The 21,931-nt window shown below is 33.1% G+C and carries 16 protein-coding genes and 1 tRNA gene; 12 read left to right on the top strand and 5 right to left on the bottom strand.

All coding sequences use genetic code 11. The features are described from left to right. Positions 1 to 132: 132 nt before the first annotated feature. Positions 133 to 492, bottom strand: a complete 360-nt coding sequence (locus ACFSSE_RS05380) for a hypothetical protein (protein WP_379047382.1) — start codon at positions 490 to 492, stop codon at positions 133 to 135. A gap of 647 nt (positions 493 to 1,139) precedes the next feature. Here ACFSSE_RS05380 and ACFSSE_RS05375 point away from each other — a divergent pair. Continuing rightward, entirely contained in the window at positions 1,140 to 2,216 is a 1,077-nt protein-coding gene (locus tag ACFSSE_RS05375) for an alkene reductase (protein ID WP_379047385.1), read from the top strand. 120 nt (positions 2,217 to 2,336) lie between these two features. Here the strand turns inward: ACFSSE_RS05375 and ACFSSE_RS05370 are convergent, their stop codons facing one another. From ACFSSE_RS05370 to ACFSSE_RS05355, 4 genes are read right to left on the bottom strand one after another with little or no spacing between them, the layout of a single operon-like run. Then, the gene (locus tag ACFSSE_RS05370; RefSeq protein ID WP_379047388.1) at positions 2,337 to 2,462 is read right to left on the bottom strand and encodes a hypothetical protein; all 126 of its coding nucleotides are present in this window, start codon (positions 2,460 to 2,462) and stop codon (positions 2,337 to 2,339) included. Positions 2,463 to 2,464: 2 nt separating this feature from the next. After that, a complete protein-coding gene (locus ACFSSE_RS05365; RefSeq protein WP_379047391.1) occupies positions 2,465 to 3,382 on the bottom strand; it encodes a hypothetical protein in 918 nt (305 codons plus the stop codon). A 49-nt stretch (positions 3,383 to 3,431) separates the two neighbouring features. Next, positions 3,432 to 12,065, bottom strand: coding sequence for a LamG-like jellyroll fold domain-containing protein (locus ACFSSE_RS05360; protein WP_379047394.1), 8,634 nt, complete (start codon positions 12,063 to 12,065; stop codon positions 3,432 to 3,434). 50 nt (positions 12,066 to 12,115) lie between these two features. Continuing rightward, complete coding sequence (locus tag ACFSSE_RS05355) at positions 12,116 to 13,012, bottom strand: phage tail protein (protein ID WP_379047397.1); 897 nt, start codon at positions 13,010 to 13,012, stop codon at positions 12,116 to 12,118. Positions 13,013 to 13,123: 111 nt separating this feature from the next. On the opposite strand from ACFSSE_RS05355, the gene ACFSSE_RS05350 reads away from it, so the two are divergent. From ACFSSE_RS05350 to ACFSSE_RS05300, 11 genes are all read left to right on the top strand, one after another. Continuing rightward, positions 13,124 to 14,275, top strand: coding sequence for a helix-turn-helix domain-containing protein (locus tag ACFSSE_RS05350; protein WP_379047399.1), 1,152 nt, complete (start codon positions 13,124 to 13,126; stop codon positions 14,273 to 14,275). Between the two features lie 346 nt (positions 14,276 to 14,621). Continuing rightward, a tRNA-Ala gene (locus tag ACFSSE_RS05345) sits at positions 14,622 to 14,698 on the top strand. A 151-nt stretch (positions 14,699 to 14,849) separates the two neighbouring features. Beyond that, positions 14,850 to 15,689 (top strand): 2OG-Fe(II) oxygenase, encoded by an 840-nt coding sequence (locus ACFSSE_RS05340; protein WP_379042249.1) that lies wholly within the window; start codon positions 14,850 to 14,852, stop codon positions 15,687 to 15,689. 142 nt (positions 15,690 to 15,831) lie between these two features. Next, the gene (locus ACFSSE_RS05335) at positions 15,832 to 15,981 is read left to right on the top strand and encodes a lmo0937 family membrane protein (RefSeq protein ID WP_379042251.1); all 150 of its coding nucleotides are present in this window, start codon (positions 15,832 to 15,834) and stop codon (positions 15,979 to 15,981) included. Positions 15,982 to 16,058: 77 nt separating this feature from the next. Then, positions 16,059 to 17,462: a DUF4403 family protein gene (locus tag ACFSSE_RS05330; RefSeq protein ID WP_379042253.1), complete on the top strand. Its 1,404-nt coding sequence runs from the start codon at positions 16,059 to 16,061 to the stop codon at positions 17,460 to 17,462. A 309-nt stretch (positions 17,463 to 17,771) separates the two neighbouring features. Next, complete coding sequence (locus tag ACFSSE_RS05325) at positions 17,772 to 18,962, top strand: phosphoglycerate kinase (RefSeq protein ID WP_379042255.1); 1,191 nt, start codon at positions 17,772 to 17,774, stop codon at positions 18,960 to 18,962. 248 nt (positions 18,963 to 19,210) lie between these two features. Further along, the gene (locus ACFSSE_RS05320) at positions 19,211 to 19,432 is read left to right on the top strand and encodes a DUF2683 family protein (protein WP_379042257.1); all 222 of its coding nucleotides are present in this window, start codon (positions 19,211 to 19,213) and stop codon (positions 19,430 to 19,432) included. Continuing rightward, positions 19,408 to 19,635 (top strand): Txe/YoeB family addiction module toxin, encoded by a 228-nt coding sequence (locus ACFSSE_RS05315; RefSeq protein WP_379042259.1) that lies wholly within the window; start codon positions 19,408 to 19,410, stop codon positions 19,633 to 19,635. Before ACFSSE_RS05320 ends, ACFSSE_RS05315 begins: the two co-directional genes overlap by 25 nt. A 535-nt stretch (positions 19,636 to 20,170) precedes the next feature. Continuing rightward, positions 20,171 to 20,641: a division/cell wall cluster transcriptional repressor MraZ gene (gene mraZ, locus ACFSSE_RS05310; RefSeq protein ID WP_379042261.1), complete on the top strand. Its 471-nt coding sequence runs from the start codon at positions 20,171 to 20,173 to the stop codon at positions 20,639 to 20,641. Then, positions 20,631 to 21,536 (top strand): 16S rRNA (cytosine(1402)-N(4))-methyltransferase RsmH, encoded by a 906-nt coding sequence (gene rsmH, locus ACFSSE_RS05305; protein WP_379042262.1) that lies wholly within the window; start codon positions 20,631 to 20,633, stop codon positions 21,534 to 21,536. Before mraZ ends, rsmH begins: the two co-directional genes overlap by 11 nt. Further along, positions 21,533 to 21,931 carry an FtsL-like putative cell division protein gene (locus ACFSSE_RS05300; protein ID WP_379042264.1) on the top strand — a complete coding sequence of 133 codons (399 nt, stop codon included), beginning with the start codon at positions 21,533 to 21,535 and terminating at the stop codon, positions 21,929 to 21,931. Before rsmH ends, ACFSSE_RS05300 begins: the two co-directional genes overlap by 4 nt.

The following is a 21,931-nucleotide window of genomic DNA, read 5'->3' as shown; positions in this document are numbered from 1 at the left end:
GTTATTTGCAGTTTTCAAACACAAAACTAATATATTTTGCTGTGATTTTTGGAAATTAAACCTATTTAATCAATAATCTCGCTAATAAGTATTATTTTTTGCTTATTAGCGAGAAAATAGAAAAGACTCAATCTAAAAATTGAGCTTGTGTAAGGAATAGGTGATATGAAAATGTATTTCTTTAATACATTCATTTGCTAAGTCACCTTCTGATTTTCCAAATAAACAAAAACTCTGAGCATTACTATAATACCTCATAACAGTTGCGTTATTAATCAGCATTTCACAATTACATAGCTTTTTCCTAAGTAGGTTAAGACATTTTGCTATATCAACAATGTTAACAGAGTGATGATCTACTGAAATACATATGACCTCAGGAATGGTTGTTGTTATATGAATAACTAAAATACCATTTCTATAGTGTCCTAAAAGTTCATGATTGTTACTGTAATTATCATTGGTGATAATTACATTTATTTGATTTGACATAAAATTTGTTTTTAAAATTGAACAAAAAGAATTGTTACTGCAAAAGATTAGGAACATATAATGTTTGACTTGCAGTTAGAATTAAAATTGTTGTCAAAACATTCTAAAAAAAAGACCTTGACTAGAAGGTTTAGTAGAATATACGTCTCAGTTATTAAACTATAAAGAGACACAAGTAATATCAAAATAGAAACGCTTTAAGTGGTTCTATTTTAGTATAAATATTAATAATAGTATTAAAAGAACAACTATTAATAGAAACAATATGTCTAACTTCAATAGCTTAAAGTTAGCTGGACTCTATGTTCTTAAATGTAGAATAATAAATTAAATTGACAAAAAAAGTTTGAGAAATTGATCTTATTCTTGATGATAATGTGAATGATGCAGAAAATAGAAAAATATAAATAAAAGTCAGTTTTTTAGATGATGTTAAAGTTATAATCCATAGCTTAAAAATGGCCGACAGGTTAACGATTGAAACGATACCTTGGATTGCATTTCTGAGCGGAGTGGAAAGGAGTTTAGTGGAAAGTATGTTAAAAACCCTAAAAAACAATTCAAAATTTTCTTTACCAATAAATGATTATCAAAAATTAACATATGGCTTAGTTGTTGTTTGTTTAAACATCTAAAACAATAATTACATGAAACTTTTTGAATCTATTCAGTTGGGTAAACTCCAATTAAAAAACCATATGGTTATGGCTCCTATGACACGCTCTAGAGCCGTAGAAAATAACACTCCGAATGAATTAATGGCAACCTATTACGGACAAAGAGCTGGCGCAGGTTTAATTATTACCGAAGGAACATCACCATCACCAAATGGTATCGGCTACCCAAGAATACCGGCTATGTATAACCAACACCACGTTGATGGTTGGAAATTAGTAACTAAAGAAGTGCATGATAAGGGTAGTAAGATATTTTTACAATTAATGCACTGCGGTAGGGTAGCGCATCATTTAAATTTGCCAGATGGCGCAAAAGTATTAGCTCCATCTGCAATTATAGCAGAAGGTCAAATGTTCACCGATGCTGAGGGAATGAAAGAGAACGATTTGCCAGAAGAAATGACGACCAATGAAGTTGAGGAAGCCATTACAGAATATGTTGATGCTGCTAAATTAGCTATTGAAGCGGGTTTTGATGGGGTAGAAATTCATGGTGCAAATGGTTATTTGGTAGAGCAATTTTTAAATCCAAATAGCAATTATCGTAAAGATGATTTTGGCGGAAGTATTCATACAAGGTCTAAATTTTTATTAGATATTGTTGAACAGACTATTGAAGCTATTGGTGCGGAAAAAGTAGGAGTGAGGTTGTCTCCAAATGGAGCTTTTAATGATATGAGCGCTTACCCAGAAATGGAAGAAACCTATGATTATTTGTCTAAAGAATTGAATAAACTGGGCGTGGGTTATATTCATTTATTAGATCATTCTGCAATGGGTTCAACACCTTTACCTCAAAATGTTTTAGAAAACATAAGAGAAAACTATGAAGGTACATTGATACTTTGCGGCAATTTTGATAAGGAAAGTGCCGAGAAAGCTTTGGAAGAAAACACAGCAGATTTAATAGCTTTTGGGAAAACTTATATTGCTAACCCAGATTTAGAAGAACGCTTTAAAGCTGATGCTAAATTAAACCAACCTGATATGGACACTTTTTATACTCCGGGAGAAAAAGGATATACTGATTACCCGTTTATGAAATAGGTTTTGATAAAGATTTGATAAGTAAATCAGTTTTTGTTAAATTTGGTTAAAGAAAAAATCGGTTCAGTTTTTCTGAACCGATTTTTTAATGGATTAAGGTTTGATAGTTATAAACCAATTTTAAGGCACCAATTCCCAATCTCCTTGAACCACATTTTTACAAGTACTTTCTTTTTTACATCCTAAAAAGAAAAATAACACCATTAAACAGGCAACAATTTTTAAGCTTCTATTTATGTTTTTCATCTTTAGTTGTATTTAATTGTAATGTTTATCACTTTGAAATCATTGCCTAAAGTTGCAATGTAAGACCCTGCATTTAAATCTGAAAATTGCGCTTCGCCATTTACTATTTGTTTGGTGGCAACCGTTTTGCCATTACTACTTACTTGCACAGTAGCACCTTCTTTTTTAGATACTACTTTTATTGCGCCACGGGCATAACAAACTGCATCTTTTTTATAAAATAGAGTAGGGTCTGCTTGTTGCCCAACATTCACTTTATAGCTTTTTAAATTAGATTCATCTTCAGATAAAACTTCATAGGTTATAGCAGCTAAAAAATTATCAGTTACTTCTCCCGATTTTTGTAAAACTTTGTTTTTGTAAAGATTTGCCCCCTTGCTTAATGTAAAAACAGGTTTTAGGTTATTTAAAGGATAACTTTCAGATATATTGATATTCACATTTCCACTGCTAATTATTGAAGATAAGCTTGTCATATCTAAAAAATTAAAAGAAAGAATTTCTGATTGATTGTTTAGCGCTGGTTCTGCAATGCTGTAAGACTGAAACAAATTGCCTCTATGTTCATTTACAACAAAAGGAATTGTTTTGGTTACCGATTTTGTTTTATCACCTGCGCTATCATAAAGTTTAAAACTAATGGTTTCGCCCTGCTGGTTAGAAAAAACTGTTAAAAATGCATAATAGTTTTTCTCATTAGCAACATACGTAACTCCACTAACTCCACGGCAAGTATTCCCAACAAAGGCCGCAACTTTATCATTTGCTGTAATGAGTTGTTTGCCATCTGCATTTAGTTTTGCTACAAACGTCATGGTGTACTGGTAATCATTTTCTTTAACTGTCCAATTTGGTGCTTGTGCAAATAAGCTTTGGCAAAGGGTAAAGAATAGAAAGTAAAAGAATGCTGTCTTTTTCATATCAATAATTTAATTCTGTAGCCTAAATTAACAGGCTACAGAAATGGTTTTAGTTTTTTATAATTTTTTGATAAATCACTTTATCAGCAATTTGTAGTTTCAATAAATAAACCCCAGCTGCTAAGTTTGGCTGTACTTTTAAAACATTATTTCCAGCGTTTATTTTGGCGTCACTTTCATACACTTTTTGGTTTAGCATATTATGAATAAGAATTTTAGCGTCGCCTGCTTCTTTGGTGTTTATCAAAATTTCAAAATCATTAATAAATGGGTTTGGATAAACATTTATTTTCTCTGTTAAGAAATCAATAATTACCGGTTTAGCAATACTGCCCAAAATTGCATCGGGAGAAAAACTTATTGTTTTAGAAGTAACTTGAGCATTGCTTCCTTTACCTAAATAAGCGGTTAATTTCTCTTGTTTATCGCCAAAAATAGTAATAAAGGCTAAATTAACTCCTCCAATATTTTGAGTTTGGCTGTTGCCTCTTAATTGACCTAAATCATTGTAGAAAGATAGGTCTTCATAACCTTCTGGAAGTTTAACTACAGCGCTCATATTACTTGCAAACTGAGCATAGTTTTTATCCAATAAAGTATTAGTTACAGCTGGCTCGGCAACAGAACTTGTTACACTTGTTTTACCTGCTGTACTGTTTACTTTTATTACTCCGCCTGTAGCATTTGTTTTGGTGTTTAACCTGTTCAAATACTCTGGATAGGTAAACCTTTGCGGTAAAACTGTATTTAACATATAGCCTTCGCCTGCTTTTAAATAGGTTAATGAACCTTTCCAGCCGGTTAGTGGGCTATAAATAGCGAATAAAGATTGTGATTTAATTAAATCGCCATCACTTGCATTTAAATTGGCCAAAGCATCTGCAATTGGGATGTTTTTGGATACCACAAAAGGCAACCAGTTCCAGTTTTGCAACAAATCAAAAGACCAAGTATTTAAATCAACAGGCACTCCTTTTATATTAAAATTTTGAGCCGTGGTTAATTTAACCTTATACATTTTAGTGCTTGATATGCCACCATTTCCAGATACCGTTCCGCTCCAACCGCTTAATGTAGGATTAGCTATATTAGTTTCATAAGCATCAAACAATGCAGGGGCATTAGATTTTATTAAGTCCGAAGTTTTTAAATTAAGACTACTTGTTAAAGAATTCAAATTGTTAAATCTAGCATCTGTAACGTTAAAAGAAGTCCATGTCCAACCTTCATTTAAGGCAATTTGTTGCCCAGTAACGGCCGTATTATTAAAAATTGCCGGGTTGGTATAGGTTCCAATAATTTGATCAGGAACATACGGAATAGTGAAATTGGTGTTTAAAACAGCTTCTTTTAATTTTCCGTCAGATGCATCCCAAATATAGAACGAAACATCTTCACCGCTAAACGCATTGCTGTAAACGGTAAGGAAAACAAAGTGCTCTTTAAAACTAGCATCATAAACTACACTTGTAACTCCCCTAATTTCGCCGTTAACGGTTGCTACTACTTTATCGTAAATATCATCAGTAAAAATATCTCCAAGCTTTACTCTACCAATAATATTCATTGATTGGCTAAACTTTTTAGGGTCAACTACTAAATTAGGTTCTTTTTCAAGTACTCTTAAATCTAGTTGTATTTTTTCATTATAGCCGTAATTTGTAGCTAAAGATAACATGGTGTTATAATCGCCAACAGCTAAATCTGTATTTACAGTTGCTATTAATGTAGTTTTAGAGTTTGCCGCTATATTTCCAGAATTTGATGATAAAGTTAACCAACTTGGTAAATCAATGGTATAAGGTAAAATAGTACCGCCTTTATTTATGATGGTAATATCAAAAGATAAACTCTCATTAGTTCTTTTTATTAAATTTACCACATCACTATGGCCTTCAATAAACCATTTAACGGGATTTTTATTGATGAATGCTGTCCAAGTTATTGGCGATTCTTGCCTGTTATCTGCCATGTCATTCAAATTAGAAACCGTAATGTTGGCTATCTTACCTTCCACACTAGACCAATCTTTAATTTGCGGATTTAAAGTAATTTGATCACCGTTTATAACCGCATTAACCACAATTGACTCTGTTGGTTTAAATGGTTTAATTGCAGGTGTTTCATCAGTAAACGCCAATGGCTTATTATTTAATAAAGCGTAACTACTCGCCTTCTCCGTAGTATTTAATGGATAATAGTATTTTGGGCCAAAAGCATTTGTTACTTCTGGTTTATTAAAATTAGCATATAATATTAATCCGGTACTGTTAAAATCTACTTCATGGTATTGGTCTGCTTTTATTTGATCGCCAGTGCGGGCCGATTCCCAGAAACGTAATTCATCCATTAAACCCACATAGTTTTGATCTATACTTAAAGGACTAATTTTACCTCTAGCACCAACAAAAATATTGCTTGATGTAAAGCCTCCCAAATCTGTAGCCGCAAAAGACTGTACTTGGTTGCCGTCAATATACATTCTGATAGAGCCATTTCTGGTTAAACTTAAAGCAACATGGTGCCAGCTGTTGTTATTTACTTTGATGGTGCCAAATGGATAAGTTTTAGCTTCTGCATGTAATTCAATAAAACCGCTAGCATTTAAAGTTAATGCCCATTTGTTTCTGTATCCATTACTTTCAACAGCATCATTAGCATCTCCTTTACCATTTGATAATAAAGTAGCCACACTGGTTTGACCAGTTTTCATCCAAAATGAAAGTGTAGCGTCCATTTCTTTAGAGATAATTACTTTGGCAGCATCAGCTAATGTAATGTAATTGGTTCCATCAAAATTGTAAGCCGTACCTTTTGGGCTAATATCCCAGTTGGTGTTGGCAATCACCAAATGTTTGTATCGGGATAAATCGTTAGCAATTATTCCGCTTCCTTCATTAATTGGCCAATAGCCAATAAGATTGGTTTCATTACCGTTTAATGAAGCACTCATATTAGCTGCTGATTCTTCTCTAGTAATTCCTCGTTTCCAAAACCTTAAATCGTGAAGGTTTCCTTTAAAGGTATTTCCACCTAAAACAATTGCATTTTCATTATTTAAATTTAATTTCCCAGTTACAGCTTGTGTTTTTAGCTCTTTATCATTTTCAATAATAGTGAGCTTATTTGCTGTTGCATCATAGGAAAGTGTATAATGGTTAAATGTGTTGTCTTTAGTAATGTTTGTTTGGATGCTTTGTCCACCTATGGTATACTTTAAAGCCATACCATTCAATTCTATTTTAATCCCATTGTTTTGGTTTAAAAGAACTGCCGTTGCAGCTGTGGTAGTATTTTTTAACCAAAACTCAATACTAAAATCGCCACTTGTAATAGCAGGTTTATTAATTGTTGCGGTATTGTTTGAACCATCGAAAGCCAAAGAAACCTCGTGTTTTACCGGGCTTTGATTTTTTTGAACCAAAAATTCAAATTTTGTTACCGTACCATTTGTTTTAATTGGTTCGTTAAACCTTAAAGTGATATCATCACCTAAACCTAAAATTCCGGTTTTTGGTGTTGGCGTACCAAATAAAACTGGCGAAGTTAAATCAACTTTTCCTTCTATAACTGTAGATTCAAAAGCAGTTTGGTTGTTGCAACTTGTACGGGCTCTTAATTCATAATTTCCATTTGCTAAACCTAAACCTGCAATGTCCCAAGCATAATTTAATTCGGCACCAACAATTAATTCTATATTGGTATCGCCTCCAGCCAAAGCTGTATTAAAGTCTTGTTGCGTTTTATAATATGTTCTTAAGCCAATCCAGTTAGGTGTTCCTTTTAACCTATATTCTAAACTTATTTTTTGGAAACTAGCAAAACTGGTATTATAATCGCCAAGTTTTATATTTACAGGTTTGGTTGTTGCACCGTCTATAGCCGTATTTTTGTTTAATAGCCAGTTATTTGACGGCGCCATAATAGCAACCGGCGAACAAGCAGGAACAAAAGTAGCTGATACCAAAACACTACTTGTTGCATCTCCATCACAACTAGACTCTAGTATTACTTTGATGTTTTTATAATTAAACTGATCTTGTTTTACCTTTTTAAGGGTCATGGTGTATGGCACCGTTTTACCAGCCGGAATAGTAATAAAAGTACCGTTAGGTTCTATATTAATTGCCGCATTATCCGGATTTGTACTTTGGTCTATGTAAAGCTTAAAAGTAGCGTCTTTATTTACTGTACTTGTATTGCGCAACTGAAGCACAAATTCTGCATTTCTCCCGTCAAAAATCCCCACTACATTCGCAACGTTTACGGTTATTTCTGGTTTTTCTATCGCTACAGTTGGTAAAGATAACTGCATTTGACTAGCTGCAGGAAGATCAACAATAGTGGCTGATGGGTTAGTAACATTTGGATGTGTTGGGTTGTAGAAATGTGATAATTCTGGTCCCTCATAAGGACATGATGTTTGCCCACCTTTGGTGATAAAAATGGGGCCATTGCCATCAAAAGCATTTATAACATCTACACTTAATAGGTTATTTGCATCATTATCCTTTAAGGTATAAGTAATGGTAGTAGTTTCTTCATCATCATCCGTATCTGCACTGCCAGAGCCAGACCCCGTAGTAGTTGTACTTTCCATAGCAAAACCAGAATCATTAACCGTAAGTCCAGATGCAACAATAAAGGCTTCATCTACTTGCACTTCATAAGCATAGGAAGTAGAACTTAAACGCCCAATACCCAGCCCTTTTGTTATTTCGCCTATACCGGCATCAAAAGAAATGTTTTCGAAAAAAGTTTTATTTAGTAAGTCTTGAAGTGCTTTATCAGAAGGAGATAATTTTTTAGTTACAGGGTCTTTTAAGCTCTCAATAATACTATTTAACGAAGCTCTCAATTGGTCTTTATCTTTAAAAGCTTGGTATTTTTGTAACTCGTTATTTAAAATTATTTTTCTCCAAAGGTTAATGGATGAATTGTAAGCACTTTTTGTAAGTACACCATTTTGATTTTCTTTAAGTGTTCCTGCATTAATTTGGGCAATAATATCTAAATAATTAGGTATAAGCTCGGTTAAAATATTACGCTGTGTATATACAAATGTTGTTTTCTCTGGCGAGTCGCTAAAGTACATAGCTTTATTCACCTTAGGATATAGGTTTGTATTCGTTTTAACTGCACCATTCATATAAGTTACAGCAATGGGCACAGTATTCCTCTCTGTTGTGACTACTAAATCGTTATAAGTCCCATAAAATTGATTGGCCGAAGTTCCAATATAAATATCGGCATCGCTTCCAATCCAGTCTGGGTCATCGCTTGTAGAAATAGTTTGACTAAATGAATACGTAGTGCTCACACTTTTCCCATCTGTAGTTGAACTGGTAGAAGTCATTCCTGCTGTAGCATCAGCTGTAGCTTCAGTTGTAATTTCTGGTAGTGGCACTAAACCACCCGACAATGTTAATGTGGTTCCAGCAGATATGGTTGAGCTAAAGTCGGTTCCAGAGGTGCCTGTTGTTGTAGTTTCTTTAGTAAAACTAAAAGAAGAACCTTTTTCTATAGTTGCAGAACTACCAGAGCCGGGAGGGTCTCTTAATATAATATCAGGTATTTCTGGTCCTGCGGTTACAAATGTTTGCGAACCATCACTCACACCACCTAATAAAATACCATCTGTTTTATAATTAAGTACAGGATAATCAATACCGTTTGTTCTAAATTTTAAATCAATTGTTCTTTTAAAACCTGTTCCTATATCGGTATTTGGTGTTCCTCCTTGAAAACTATAAATCAAAATACTAGGATCTTTGGAAGAAACTTCAATTTTTTCACTTTCTGCTAACGCTAAATTATTGGTGGGCACCAATTCACCGCCTTCTACCGGCACCGTACTTACTACGGGATTGGTTAAACTCTTATCGTAATTTTTATAAATTTCTTGCCCTTGTACCTCAATGCTATAATTTAAAAATTGGGTGTAAATAGGCGTTGCTTGAGTTGGTGCTATGGTATAGGTGATACCATTACTAACCATAGTTTGATCAGAAGTTTGGCTTAACACCTTATGAATTGGTGCTGCAACATGAGTAAATTTTAATACTTCTTGATAAGGTTTACCAGTAATGGTATCTTTTCCTTGAACAAACGTCGGATATCTTAATCCATTAATAGCAGTAAAATTAATGGTTCTATCAGCGTCTAAAATTGGGATATTATCGGGGTTTTTACCACTGGTAAATGTTAAATCATTTTTAGATAAAATATAATTTAATGGTAATAATGCTACGCGATATTCTCCTGTTTCAGCATTGGTTCTAAAACTAGTTTTATATTCTGGCGTTACGCTAGTTGCACCAGTAGGTAGGTAACCAAGCGTTAAATTTGCTGTACCAATATTGTTTTCAGAAGTGTAAACTGTTGTTCTGCTTATGCCGTTTGCATCTTTATAAGCATAAGTTTTTTTACCATCTGCACCAAATCCAATTTCTTTATCTGCTTGTACTGTTCCGCCTACAACCCTACCCACTACCGTAACTTTAGTGTTGTCAATAAACGTAATAGGTTCTTCTCGGTCCTCAAAAAAGTCTTGGTAGGTATTTGTAGTAGTAGTTATTCCGTTTACTACAGAAATATTTCTTGCAGGATACCTGCCTTCAAAATCAAAAGTATGTCCGCTTTTACTTATACTAATTGCATGTTGCCCTATAGGCACTTCAATGGTAAACCGTCCATTAATATCTGTTTGGATAGGTATATTAAAGGCATCAATGGCTTGTATATTATCAATAAATACGTTTGCCCCTGCAACCGGAATTGGTGCATATCTATTCAGCTGTGTTATTTTCCCACTGGCGTCTTTTACTGCCCAATATTCTCCTTTTTGATATTTAACATTACCTTTTACGTAGGCATTGTAAGCTTCATTTTCTTTAATATCGCCCGTTATGGGAGCATCTGAAGTTTTAGGAAAAACATCTCTACTATCATAAACTGCAATTCCTTTAAATACAAAAGACGATTTATCAATAAAATCTACTTTATTAACTACTGTAGAGCCTACACCAATAAAAGCCAATTGTTGTTTAGGGTTAAACTCATGCTTGCCCAACGAAGGAATAATGGTAAATGAATCTCCGTTGCCTTTGTATGGTACGGCTGATATCACATAATTTCCAAATTCATCTGTTACACCCAAAATACCTAATTGTGTATTGGTTGGGATGTTAGTTCCGCTATTATCAAACGTTGGCGTATTGGCCGCTGATAATAAAGGGTTGCTTAGTTTGGCATTATTACCATGAAAATTAAAACCCGTATGTGCTAAATCATAAGCATAATCACCAATTTTTTCGTTTGCACTGATGTAGGTATTCAAAAATGCTTCATTACCTTTTAGGTAGCGACGATAATCTCGTTTTATTTGAGCAGGAGTTAATGCAGTTTCCCAAACTCTAAACTCATCTAAGTATTGTGAAATTCCTCCTCCCATTTTAAAATGAGACCATGTTTGAGGTTGCCCACTTGCAGAAGTATTTAACCTAACGGGTAAATTATTAATATCAATTCTTAATGGAGCTAATCCTTTTAGGGCAAGAATACTGTTCATTTTAGTCCTGTAAGCAGCATCAATTAAGCGGCCGTTAATGTAAAAATCTACACCTTTATTGTCTCTAATTACCGCACTAAAATGAGTAAAATCGGTGTTCATGTTGTTTATGGGAACTAAAATGTCATTCCCACTATTATCTATTTCGCCACTTGGGTAATAACCAAAAATAGCAACTCTTGAATTTCCTAAAATTAAATCTATATAACTGCCGCCACCAGCAAATATGTTAAAAGATAAAGATTCATTAGCATTACTTTCTAATTTGTAAATAACAAGTTGTTGATCCCATGTCGATAAATCTTTTTCTGATTTTACCCATGCTTGTAAAGTGATGGAATCTTTAAGGCTATTATGTAACCTAGGTACAGAAATGTAACCTGCTGCGGGTACTTTTAAAGAACTTCCGAATTTTAATGAGGTACCTGTAGGGTTTGCCACTACCAATACATCTTTTACCGGATTTCCACCAGTAAAACTTACATTACCAGTAATTACACCGGTTGGGTTTCTGTAGCCTATGCCTGTTATAAAGGTACTGTAAGGAATTTCTAAACCTTCAATTTCAACCCCTCTTGCTGCTACTTTGTAGCGATATAATTTGCCACCCTCCACATTATTATCCACAAAAGTTCCGGCATCGGAAGGTAATGTTCTTAAAGCACTTCCCCAGTTTGGATTTTGGCTATCAATATCTTCTGTTCTATAAACCGATATGCTTACAATTTTCTCCCGGTTCTGTTTGATATCCCAATTGAGTTCTATTCGGTCACTGAAATAGCCTTTAGACACCGTAAAAGCATCTTCCGAAAAGGTATTGTATCTGTATCGAATCCCCCAAGGGAAACCTAAATCTTTGGTATAATTTTGAGAAGGAGTTAAACCATGTGGAGCATTAATTACCCCCATGTATGGCATTCCCACCTGAACTCCCACATGTTGAATGGTAATACTTTTATTTACACCTTTTATTGGGGTAGTTAATGTGTGGTTCAAATTATCTTTTTGCGAAGCAGCTGCACCAATTACAGTAGCCACTCCTTTTTGTTCCTGCGCCAATAAGGTGCTGCAACTTAATGCCATTAGGCATAGTAAAACAATATAATTCTTCATGATGATAATTTTATTTGGATAATAAAAAACTAGGCAAAAACCTAGTAGAATTATATTTTGATGATGTAGTTCACCCCGTAATTGATTGGGCGGGTTTCTGTACCTCCAAAGGAATTAGTAACCCCATTAACCCTATGAGCATGAGACCCTTCATTTCCTGTTGCGAAATTACCTAAATTAGCTCTGTCAGTTGTAACAGCTGAGGATTCAGCTTTATTTGCATCGTTAGGGTCATAAGCGTCTCTATTGTTGTTTGATTTTCTTGCTATCGCATGATTATGCAAACCAGCAGGATCGGTATTTATATCAACCCCGTGTAAATGGCTTAAAAAATCATCCTGTTGCACTGTTTTTAAAGCTGGTCCAATATGCCCAGCTGAAGCAGTACCGGTTCCACGTAAGAATATTCCCTTTAGGTTAGGAGTAGTAGTAGAACCTAAAAGCGTTCTTAGATTCGCAGTGACTGTATTGATAGGAATTGCACTTCCATCGCAAAGTAACCAGCCATTTGGCGCTACCGTACCTATAAATGGCATAATAGACCCTGTAGGTACGCCGTTTTGAGCAAAAATAGCATAAGGAACTGCCTGCAATTTTTCATTAGAGAAAACCACACTACCTTGTACAACTTTTAAATACGCAGATTGAGAGCTAATTAGCCCATATTGACTTTGGTCTATATCTAAAACATAAGAAAAAACTCCAAAGTTATCTGTTTTTACATTAGCGGTTTTTGTTAAAATTAATTGCTCTGCATTGGCAGAGTTTAAATAATATACAGTAAACACCAATGCTAATTGGTCTATATTGGCAATTGCGGCATTATTTTCATCTCGGGCAATCCCTTGTATAGACATTCCAGAAGAAGTGACATTTGTTTGAGCGGTTACATTTACTGATGTAAAAAGCGCTAACATAACTAAGAAAGAAAAGTATATTTTTTTCATAACAATTTGGTTTTTTTTTAACTCTTACGCAAGTAAAGCATAAAGGTTATGGCTAAATGAATTGCCTGAGTATATTTGCTATATTCGAAACATATTTCGCATATTTGACACATGTTTTTAAACGTATTATCTCTATTAGTTGGTTTTTTGTGCCTTTTTGTAGTTTTGGTAATGCTATTTAATACGCAATCAAATCTTAAAAAAAACGGGTATTTTTTAGTGATTTTACTAGTGGTTGGTTTACAACGCTTTCTTTATGCGATAGAAATTTTAGGCTTTACAAATATGGTGTATTGCCCATTAAAAATCAAACCCATACTAGCTTTTTATATCATTCCTATTTATTACTTATTTTTTATCAGACTTATTTATGATAAAGGAAATTTGAAGAAAGAGTTATTACATTTTATTTTTCCTACATTATTAATTCTGTTAAATTTCGTGATTAATGATTTTCGAGTTAATCGTTTTGTTTATTTAGCCTATTCTGTAGGTTATTTTGCGGTGATACTCTATGCAATTAAACAGTTTTTATTCAGAAAAAAACAGTCAATAATGGATAGGATAAGTTATAAGGTTAAAAGAACTTGGTTGTTTTTGATGGTTACTTTAGTTTTTCTATTGGTTATTTATTCCAACTGCTTTTCTTTTAAAGATTTATCCACTCAAATGAATTTAGATACCTTTTATAGGTATTCATCATTAATTTGGTTTATTATTCTTTTGTACATGTTTAAAAATCCGGTAATTATATTTGGAGAGCATTCTTTGTTAAAAAATATTCAATTAAATGAACCTCAAGATTTTGAAATATGGAATCATAAATCATTAAAAGCAATTGAAGACAAAGACATGATTGTTTATAACACAATTATTAATAAAATTGATTTTGTTGTTATGGAAATCAAGTCGCTACAAAAATCTACCCCTTTAATTTCTAAAACAACGTTAAACGCAGAAACTTTAGCCAAAGAATTAAAAATTCCAAAACGGCATTTAGATTTTATATTCAAATACTATTGCAATTATACCATTAACGATTACAGCAATCTTATTAAAATAAATTACGCTTTATCTTTAATAAGTAATGGCTACTTAGATAAATACACTGTAGATTCTTTAGGGAAACAATGTTTATTTAATTCTCGATTTACGTTTTCAAAAAACTTTAAAAAATTTGTAGGTGTTTCTGTGAGTAATTTTTCAGGTAAGGGTTCTAATGCCGTTGGTAGTGTTAAGGATTATACACCAATTAATAGTTGAATAAATAAAAGAATCAAATTTTTATTATTGAATCAGCTCAGAATTTTACATATTTGCATTCTCAACATAAAGAGGGGGATTAGCTCATTTGGCTAGAGCGCTTCGCTAGGCTTGAAAGGGATGGTTGGTTGGAATGAAAAATTTGTTGGAATGAAAATTTAAAAAAAATATAAAAGGGGGATTAGCTCATTTGGCTAGAGCGCTTCGCTAGGCTTGAAAGGGATGGTTGGTTGGAATGAAAAATTTGTTGGAATGAAAATTTAAAAAAAATATAAAAGGGGGATTAGCTCATTTGGCTAAAGCGCTTCGCTAAGCTTGAAAGGGATGAAGTTTACAGAATTAATAAGGGGGATTAGCTCATTTGGCTAGAGCGCTTCGCTGGCAGTGAAGAGGTGATCGGTTCGAATCCGATATTCTCCACCAATTTTAAAAACCTTTCAACGCTAAGTTGAAAGGTTTTTTTATGTTTAAACTTAACCATATCTAAAGTAAAATTAATTTAAGGTTTAATTATCTATAAACTTGTGGTTTAATAACCAATTCGTATATTTATTTTAAAAATTAAATATACTCTATGGAAAGTTTTTTAAATATCTCAAATCAAAATTTAATTGAAATAGCTACGAATGCACAAAGCAATTATTTAAACGCTAACCCATTTCCGAGTGCAACTTTCGATAATTTTTTTAATCCCCAACTTTTAGAAGAAATTTTAGAGGAATTTCCAGATCTTTCTAAAAAAGACAGCATTAGCTTTAACGATCAAAAGCAAATTAAACTGGCCGGTAAAGGCGAATCTAACTTTGGACCTAAGACAAAAAGCTTCATGCACTTTTTAAATTCAGAACCTTTCATAAATTTTTTACAGATATTAACAGGTATTAAAGAACCTTTAATAGGTGATCCTTATTTTTTTGGTGGCGGACAGCATGAGATAAAAAAAGGAGGTTTGTTAAAAGTACATGCTGATTTTAATAAGCATCCGCAATTACATTTAGACAGAAGAATAAATGTTTTGGTTTATTTAAATAAAGATTGGAAGGAGGAATACGGAGGTTATTTTGAGCTTTGGGACAAAAACATGGAAAAATGTGAGAAAAAGATATTACCAGTATTTAATACAATGGCAATATTCTCGACAACAGATTTTTCTTATCATGGGCATCCAGACGCATTAAATTGTCCAGAGGGAATGAGCCGTAAATCTTTAGCTTTATACTATTATTCTAACGGCAGGCCAGCCTCAGAAATTAACCAGAATTTAGAAAAACACAATACGCTTTTTAAAGAAAGAAAAAACAATGCAACAGATAATATAGCTTTTAAACTAACCACTAAAGAAAAGGTGAAAATTTTGGTTAAAGATTTATTACCCCCAATTATTGGTAAAATAATAAAAGGTCAAAAAGGCTAGTTTATAAATTTTGAACGGACTAGGATATACATTTAATTTTTTTTCAATAAAAAATTCTAAACCATTTACCTACAATCAAATAATTTAGAAATAGTTTTTATATGGCATAGCCTTTGTTTATCCCTAAAAAGATAAATAAAAAATGAGGATAATACTGAACATATTGGCAATAATCTTTATTGTGGGCTGGATACTGGGAGTGTTTGTTTTTGCTGCCGGAATAATGATTCACATATTGATAATTTTAGCTGTATTTGCATTAATTATTAAATTTCTATCAAAACCTATTTAAATTAAAATATTTCCAAAATTTTTCCTTCCCACATAAAATACACAAATACCTAATATCTTTGTGCAAATTTTAAAATCATGAATCAAAATATTATTAAAGGCTTGTTTATTATAGTATCAGGTTTATACTTTACGTCTTGTAGTACTTCAAAGCAAGTGCAAGCACTTAAACCTTTGCCAGATTATTCATCAACAGAAGTAGTTTACGAAAAACAGCTTTCTTTTATAAATATGCCAGTTGAAATAGCTGTTAAAGATTTGCAAAATCAAAGTAATAAATACCTTAACGGGATAATTTATGAAGACAATAGTTTAGATGGAGATAATTTAATGATGAAAGTTGTTAAAGCATCAAACATTATTATTAGTGAGCAAAACGGTAAGATAGTAATGGATTTACCTTTGAAAATTAATGGAAAAGTAAAATACGGTGTACAATCTTTTGGTTTAGATATTACAGATGTTAAAGATTTCTATTTAAACGGAACTGTTAGATTAAACTCTTTAGTAGGTTTAAAAGATTGGAAAATTACTACAGCAACTACCATTCAAAGCATTCAATGGAAAGAATCTCCTTCGGTTAGTGTTGCCGGAAAATCAATCCCAATTACTTATTTAATTAATCCGGCTTTAAATATTTTTAAACCAACCTTAGCTAAACTGGTAGATGATGCCATAGCTCAATCTTTAGACATTAAACCTTATGTATTAGATGCTTTAACAAGTTTTAGTCAGCCAACTAAGGTGAATGAAGAATACGAATCGTGGTTTGCCATGCAGCCAGTGGAGGTTTATGCATCTAAAGCAGTGGTCGCCAACCAAAAAATAACAGTAAATATGGGGTTAAAAACCTATTTAGAAACTGCCATTGGACGCAAGCCTTCAATGGTTTTTGATAGAAATACAATTGCTTTAAAAGCTGTTGATAAAATGCCAGATCAATTTAGCGCCAATGTTGCCGCATTTGCACCATACAGTTATGCGTCTGCAGTTGTGACTAAGAACTTTGCCGGTCAAAAATTTGAATCTGGCAGCCGTTCAGTAACAGTAAATAAAGTTGATTTATGGGGCAAAGAAGGGAGAATGATTGTTGCTTTAAATTTAAGCGGATCTGTAAACGGAGATTTCTATCTAACTGGAATTCCTGCTTATGACGCTGCAAAGAAAGAAATTTACTTAGATCAGGTAGATTTTGTTTTAGATTCTAAAAGTAAATTACTTAAAGTAGGAAACTGGTTAGCACATGGTTTAATCCTTAAAAAAATGAGTGATGCTTGTCGTTTTTCAATTGCAGATCAATTAGCAGATGGAGAAAAAACAATGGCCAATTACCTTAACAATTACCAACCCATAAAAGGTGTGAAAGTCAACGGTACTTTGGGCGCAATTACACCAAATAAGGTGATTTTAACCCCAAATGCAATAGTTGCAATGGTTGTTGCCTCTGGTAAAGTTAAGGTTACTATTGATGGTTTAGAATAAATACAAATCAAATTTTAAAATTCGTTTCTTTAAGAGCCTGTTTAATAATTTATCTAATAATTTGTTTATGCTTATTTTTGGCTGCAACTTCGTTAAATTTTTCTGGATAGCTTCCGGCTATTTCTACAAAATTTGCCTTGTTTCGCTCAAAAATAATCTATAAACATTTTTACAATACAAATTTAAACAGGCTCTAAGATTCGACTCCTTTTTAAATATTTATTCATAGTGTATTTTTTACACTAATCCCCAAAATTGTTTTCAATTTCAACCTTAAAACTTTAGCTTAGCATTTCAATTCAAAAAATAATGAAAACAATAGACGATATCAGTTTTTCTGGAAAGAAAGCATTAATAAGAGTAGATTTTAATGTGCCTTTAGATGCAGAATATAATATAACCGACGATAAGAGAATGACGGCAGCTATGCCAACCATTAAAAAAATACTAAAAGATGGTGGCAGCGTAATTTTAATGTCGCACTTAGGAAGACCTAAAGATGGCCCAACCGATAAGTATTCTTTAAAACATATCGTAAAACATTTATCAGAATTAACAGGAACAACTGTTGAATTTGCTGATGATTGTATTGGAGAGCAGGCAATTCAAAAGGCACAAAATTTAGCTATCGGCGGAGTTTTGTTGTTAGAAAATCTTCGTTTTTATAAAGAAGAAGAAAAAGGAGATATAGCCTTTGCAGAAAAATTATCAAAATTAGGCGATGTTTACGTGAATGATGCTTTTGGTACTGCTCACAGAGCGCATGCCTCAACAGCTATCATAGCTCAGTTTTTTCCAAACGCAAAATATGTTGGTTACTTAATGGGTTCTGAGTTGGCTAATGCAGAGAAAGTGTTAAATGATCCTGCTCGTCCTTTTACGGCAATAATGGGTGGTGCTAAGGTTTCTGATAAAATACTTTTGATAGAAAAACTATTAGATAAAGTAGATAATTTACTCATTGGCGGCGGAATGACTTATACATTTGTTAAAGCCAACGGTGGTAGCATCGGTAAATCTTTGGTAGAAGAAGATAAATTAGAGTTAGCTAGAGAATTGATTAAGAAAGCAAACGAAAAAGGGGTTAAATTATTAATACCTACAGATTCTGTAATTGCAGATGCTTTTTCTAACGATGCTGAAACTGGTAACGCTTATAATGACCATATTAAGGATAGTTGGATGGGCTTAGATATTGGTGATGATACCATAAAAAAATTCTCAGAAATTATTAAAAAGTCAAAAACCATTTTATGGAATGGGCCAATGGGTGTTTTTGAAATGTCTAAATTTGAAAAAGGTACAAAATCTGTTGCAGAAGCAGTAGTAGAAGCAACCGAAAATGGTGCTTTTTCATTAATTGGTGGCGGAGATTCTGCAGCAGCAGTTGCCAAATTTAATATGGAAGAACAAGTGAGTTACGTTTCTACCGGTGGTGGTGCGTTATTAGAATATATGGAAGGTAAAGAATTGCCAGGTGTAAAAGCCATAATGGATTAATTAATATCATTCTAATTTTACTTAAAAAGCGATGAGGTTTTCCTTGTCGCTTTTTTGGTTTTGTAATCTATGTTTATAATCTGATACCAATGGTGTTAATTAAGCTTACAGTTGAAATAAATATTTGTAAAATGCCTTAAAATTTAAATAATACAAAAGAACAAAACTACTTTGATAGCGCTAATAGTATTACTAAACTTTACTATATTTGTTTAACTACTTATTCTAAGTGTTTAAATATCAAAAATATGACAACAATAACCTTAAAAATAAACGAACGGAGCAATTACGGAAAAGCACTTTTAGAGTTAATAAAAGTAGGTGTTGAAGAGAAAAAAGGGATTGAGATGGTGGAAGAAGAAAGCCCTTATGATCCTGAATTTGTTAAAATGGTTAAAGAGTCTGCCGCTAGTAAAGAGCGATTTGAAATTGATCCTAATGATGTATGGGGAAGTTTAGGGTTACGATAAGTGCCAACGCAAAAAAAGATGTTATTCAGCATTATAAGTCTGGTAATAAATCAAACATAAAAAAAATTGAAATAATTTTATTGGAGCTTTCAGAGCATCCAACAACTGGAGTTAGCCAACCCGAACAGTTAAGACACAACCTTCAAGGTTTCTGGTCTCGGCGTATCAATAAAAAAAATCGTATGATTTATTCAATAAACTAAGATACAGTATTTGTTGAGGTAATTTCTGCCATAGGGCATTACAGCAATAAATAACATTGTGAAAACCTTAACTATTGGTTCAATGCAAATTTTTTAATTTCAAAAAAGCGATGAGGCTTTACTTGTCTCTTTTTTTGGTTTTAGGCTTAAAATATTTGTATTGATAAATTTTCATCCTCTTAAAATTTGTGGGTATAATTTTCATCAGAGTTGTGAGACCATTTTATAAAAAACAATCCTTTTCTGATCTTTAACTAGATAAGATTATCTTTTTTCTCCCACTTTATATCTTAAAATACTGCTTTTCACTCTCTCTTTCCCACCAGACATTAAAAATCGCTTATCTTGTTGTATTTTAGTCTATTATAATTTTATTTCTAAACTTTTATACATTTTTATCTCCATTTTAAACTCGAAAAAATACGTTAAAATACCTTTAAACCCATTTTTAAACTGTTGAAAACTTTTTGTGGTAAAAAGTGGGAAAAAGTGGATACATTCTGTACTTTTACACTAATAAATTGTGTAAAGTCTAATGGTATCTCATCTAATTGGTGAATTTGATTGTAAGCTTGACGCGAAAGGCCGCTTAATGGTTCCTTCCGGTTTAAAAAAGCAATTGCCATTAGCCGAGACAGAAGGTTTAGTAGTACACCGTGGTTTTGAAAAACATTTAACCATTTACACCAAAGCCGAGTGGGATAAAATTACTAGGCAATTAGCATTGCTAAACTCCTTTGAGAAAAAAACCAGAGAGTTTATCAGATATTTCACCAGAGGAGCAACAGTTTTAACTTTAGATGCTTCGGGTAGGGTTTTGTTGCCAAAAAGCTTATTAGAATATGCCGGTATAAACACAGAAGTTGTTTTGTCTTGCCAGTTTGATAAAATAGAAGTTTGGGATAAAGCTACTTACGATACCACATTGGATGATGAACCACTAAACTTTGCAAACTTGGCTGAAGAGGTAATGGGAAACAAAGGAGGGAAAGTAGATGGAGAATAATTACCACGTACCTGTAATGTTAAAAGAATGTATAGATGCTTTGGCTATAAAGCCAGATGGTGTTTATGTTGACGTTACTTTTGGCGGTGGCGGGCATTCTAAAGAAATTATAAAAAATTTAGGAGAAGATGGCATTTTGGTTGCCTTTGATCAAGACGCTGATGCGCAAAACAACATCATTGATGATGATAGGTTTGTGTTTATAGATCAAAACTTCAGATACCTAAAAAATAACTTAAGGGCGCAAGATTTATTTCCGGTAAATGGAATCCTGGCAGATTTAGGGGTTTCATCACATCAGTTTGATGTGCCAGAACGTGGTTTTTCTACTCGCTTTGATGCCGACTTGGATATGCGTATGGACCAAGCAGCTACATTAAGTGCAAAACAAGTAATTAACGAGTATGCAGAAGATGCACTGCATAAAATTTTTGGCATTTATGGTGAAATCCAAAATGCAAAAACTTTAGCACAAACTATCGTTACTGCAAGGTTGGTAAATCCTATACAAACCATTAACGATTTAAAATCGGCAATAGCTAAAAATACGCCAAAAGGAAAAGAGAATAAATATTTAGCTCAAGTTTTTCAGGCTTTACGCATAGAAGTAAACCAAGAAATGGAAGCTTTAAGAGAGTTTTTAGAACAAACAGTAGATGCTTTAGCGCCAGGAGGAAGATTAGTGGTAATGTCTTACCATTCTTTAGAAGACAGGTTAGTTAAAAATTTTATGGCCAAAGGAAAGTTCTCTGGTATGGTAGAAAAAGATTTTTTCGGTAATGAAATAAAGCCATTTGATTTAGTAGTTAAAAAATCAATTACTGCAACAGAAGAAGAAATAAAAATAAATAATAGAGCTAGAAGTGCAAGATTAAGAATAGCAGTAAAGAAATGACAAACCGTTTAAAGTCAGAAATAGAAGCAGAAAAAAAGCTTGCAGAGCCAGCAATAGCTCCGCAAAAGCAAATGCCAGAAGCTGCACCTAATTTTTTCACGGTTTTATTATCTAAAAAGGCTTTCTCAAAAGAATCTGCCACAGAGGCACTGCCGTTTTTATTGTTTTTAGCCTTTTTAGGCATGGTTTACATTGGCAACAGACATAGTGCAGAAAACAACATCAGAAAAATTGATGGTTTAAATAAAGAAGTAAAAGAGTTGAGCTGGGATTTTAAAACGCTTAAAGCAGATTTAATGTTTAAAAGCCGCCAAACAGAAGTAATATTAAAAGTGGACTCGTTGCTTGGTTTAAAAGTATCAGTACAGCCACCAATTAAGTTAAAAGCAAATTAG

This window comes from Pedobacter alpinus (genome assembly GCF_042684645.1).
Classification (GTDB): domain Bacteria; phylum Bacteroidota; class Bacteroidia; order Sphingobacteriales; family Sphingobacteriaceae; genus Pseudopedobacter; species Pseudopedobacter alpinus.
This window is presented reverse-complemented; position numbering and strand designations above follow the sequence as displayed.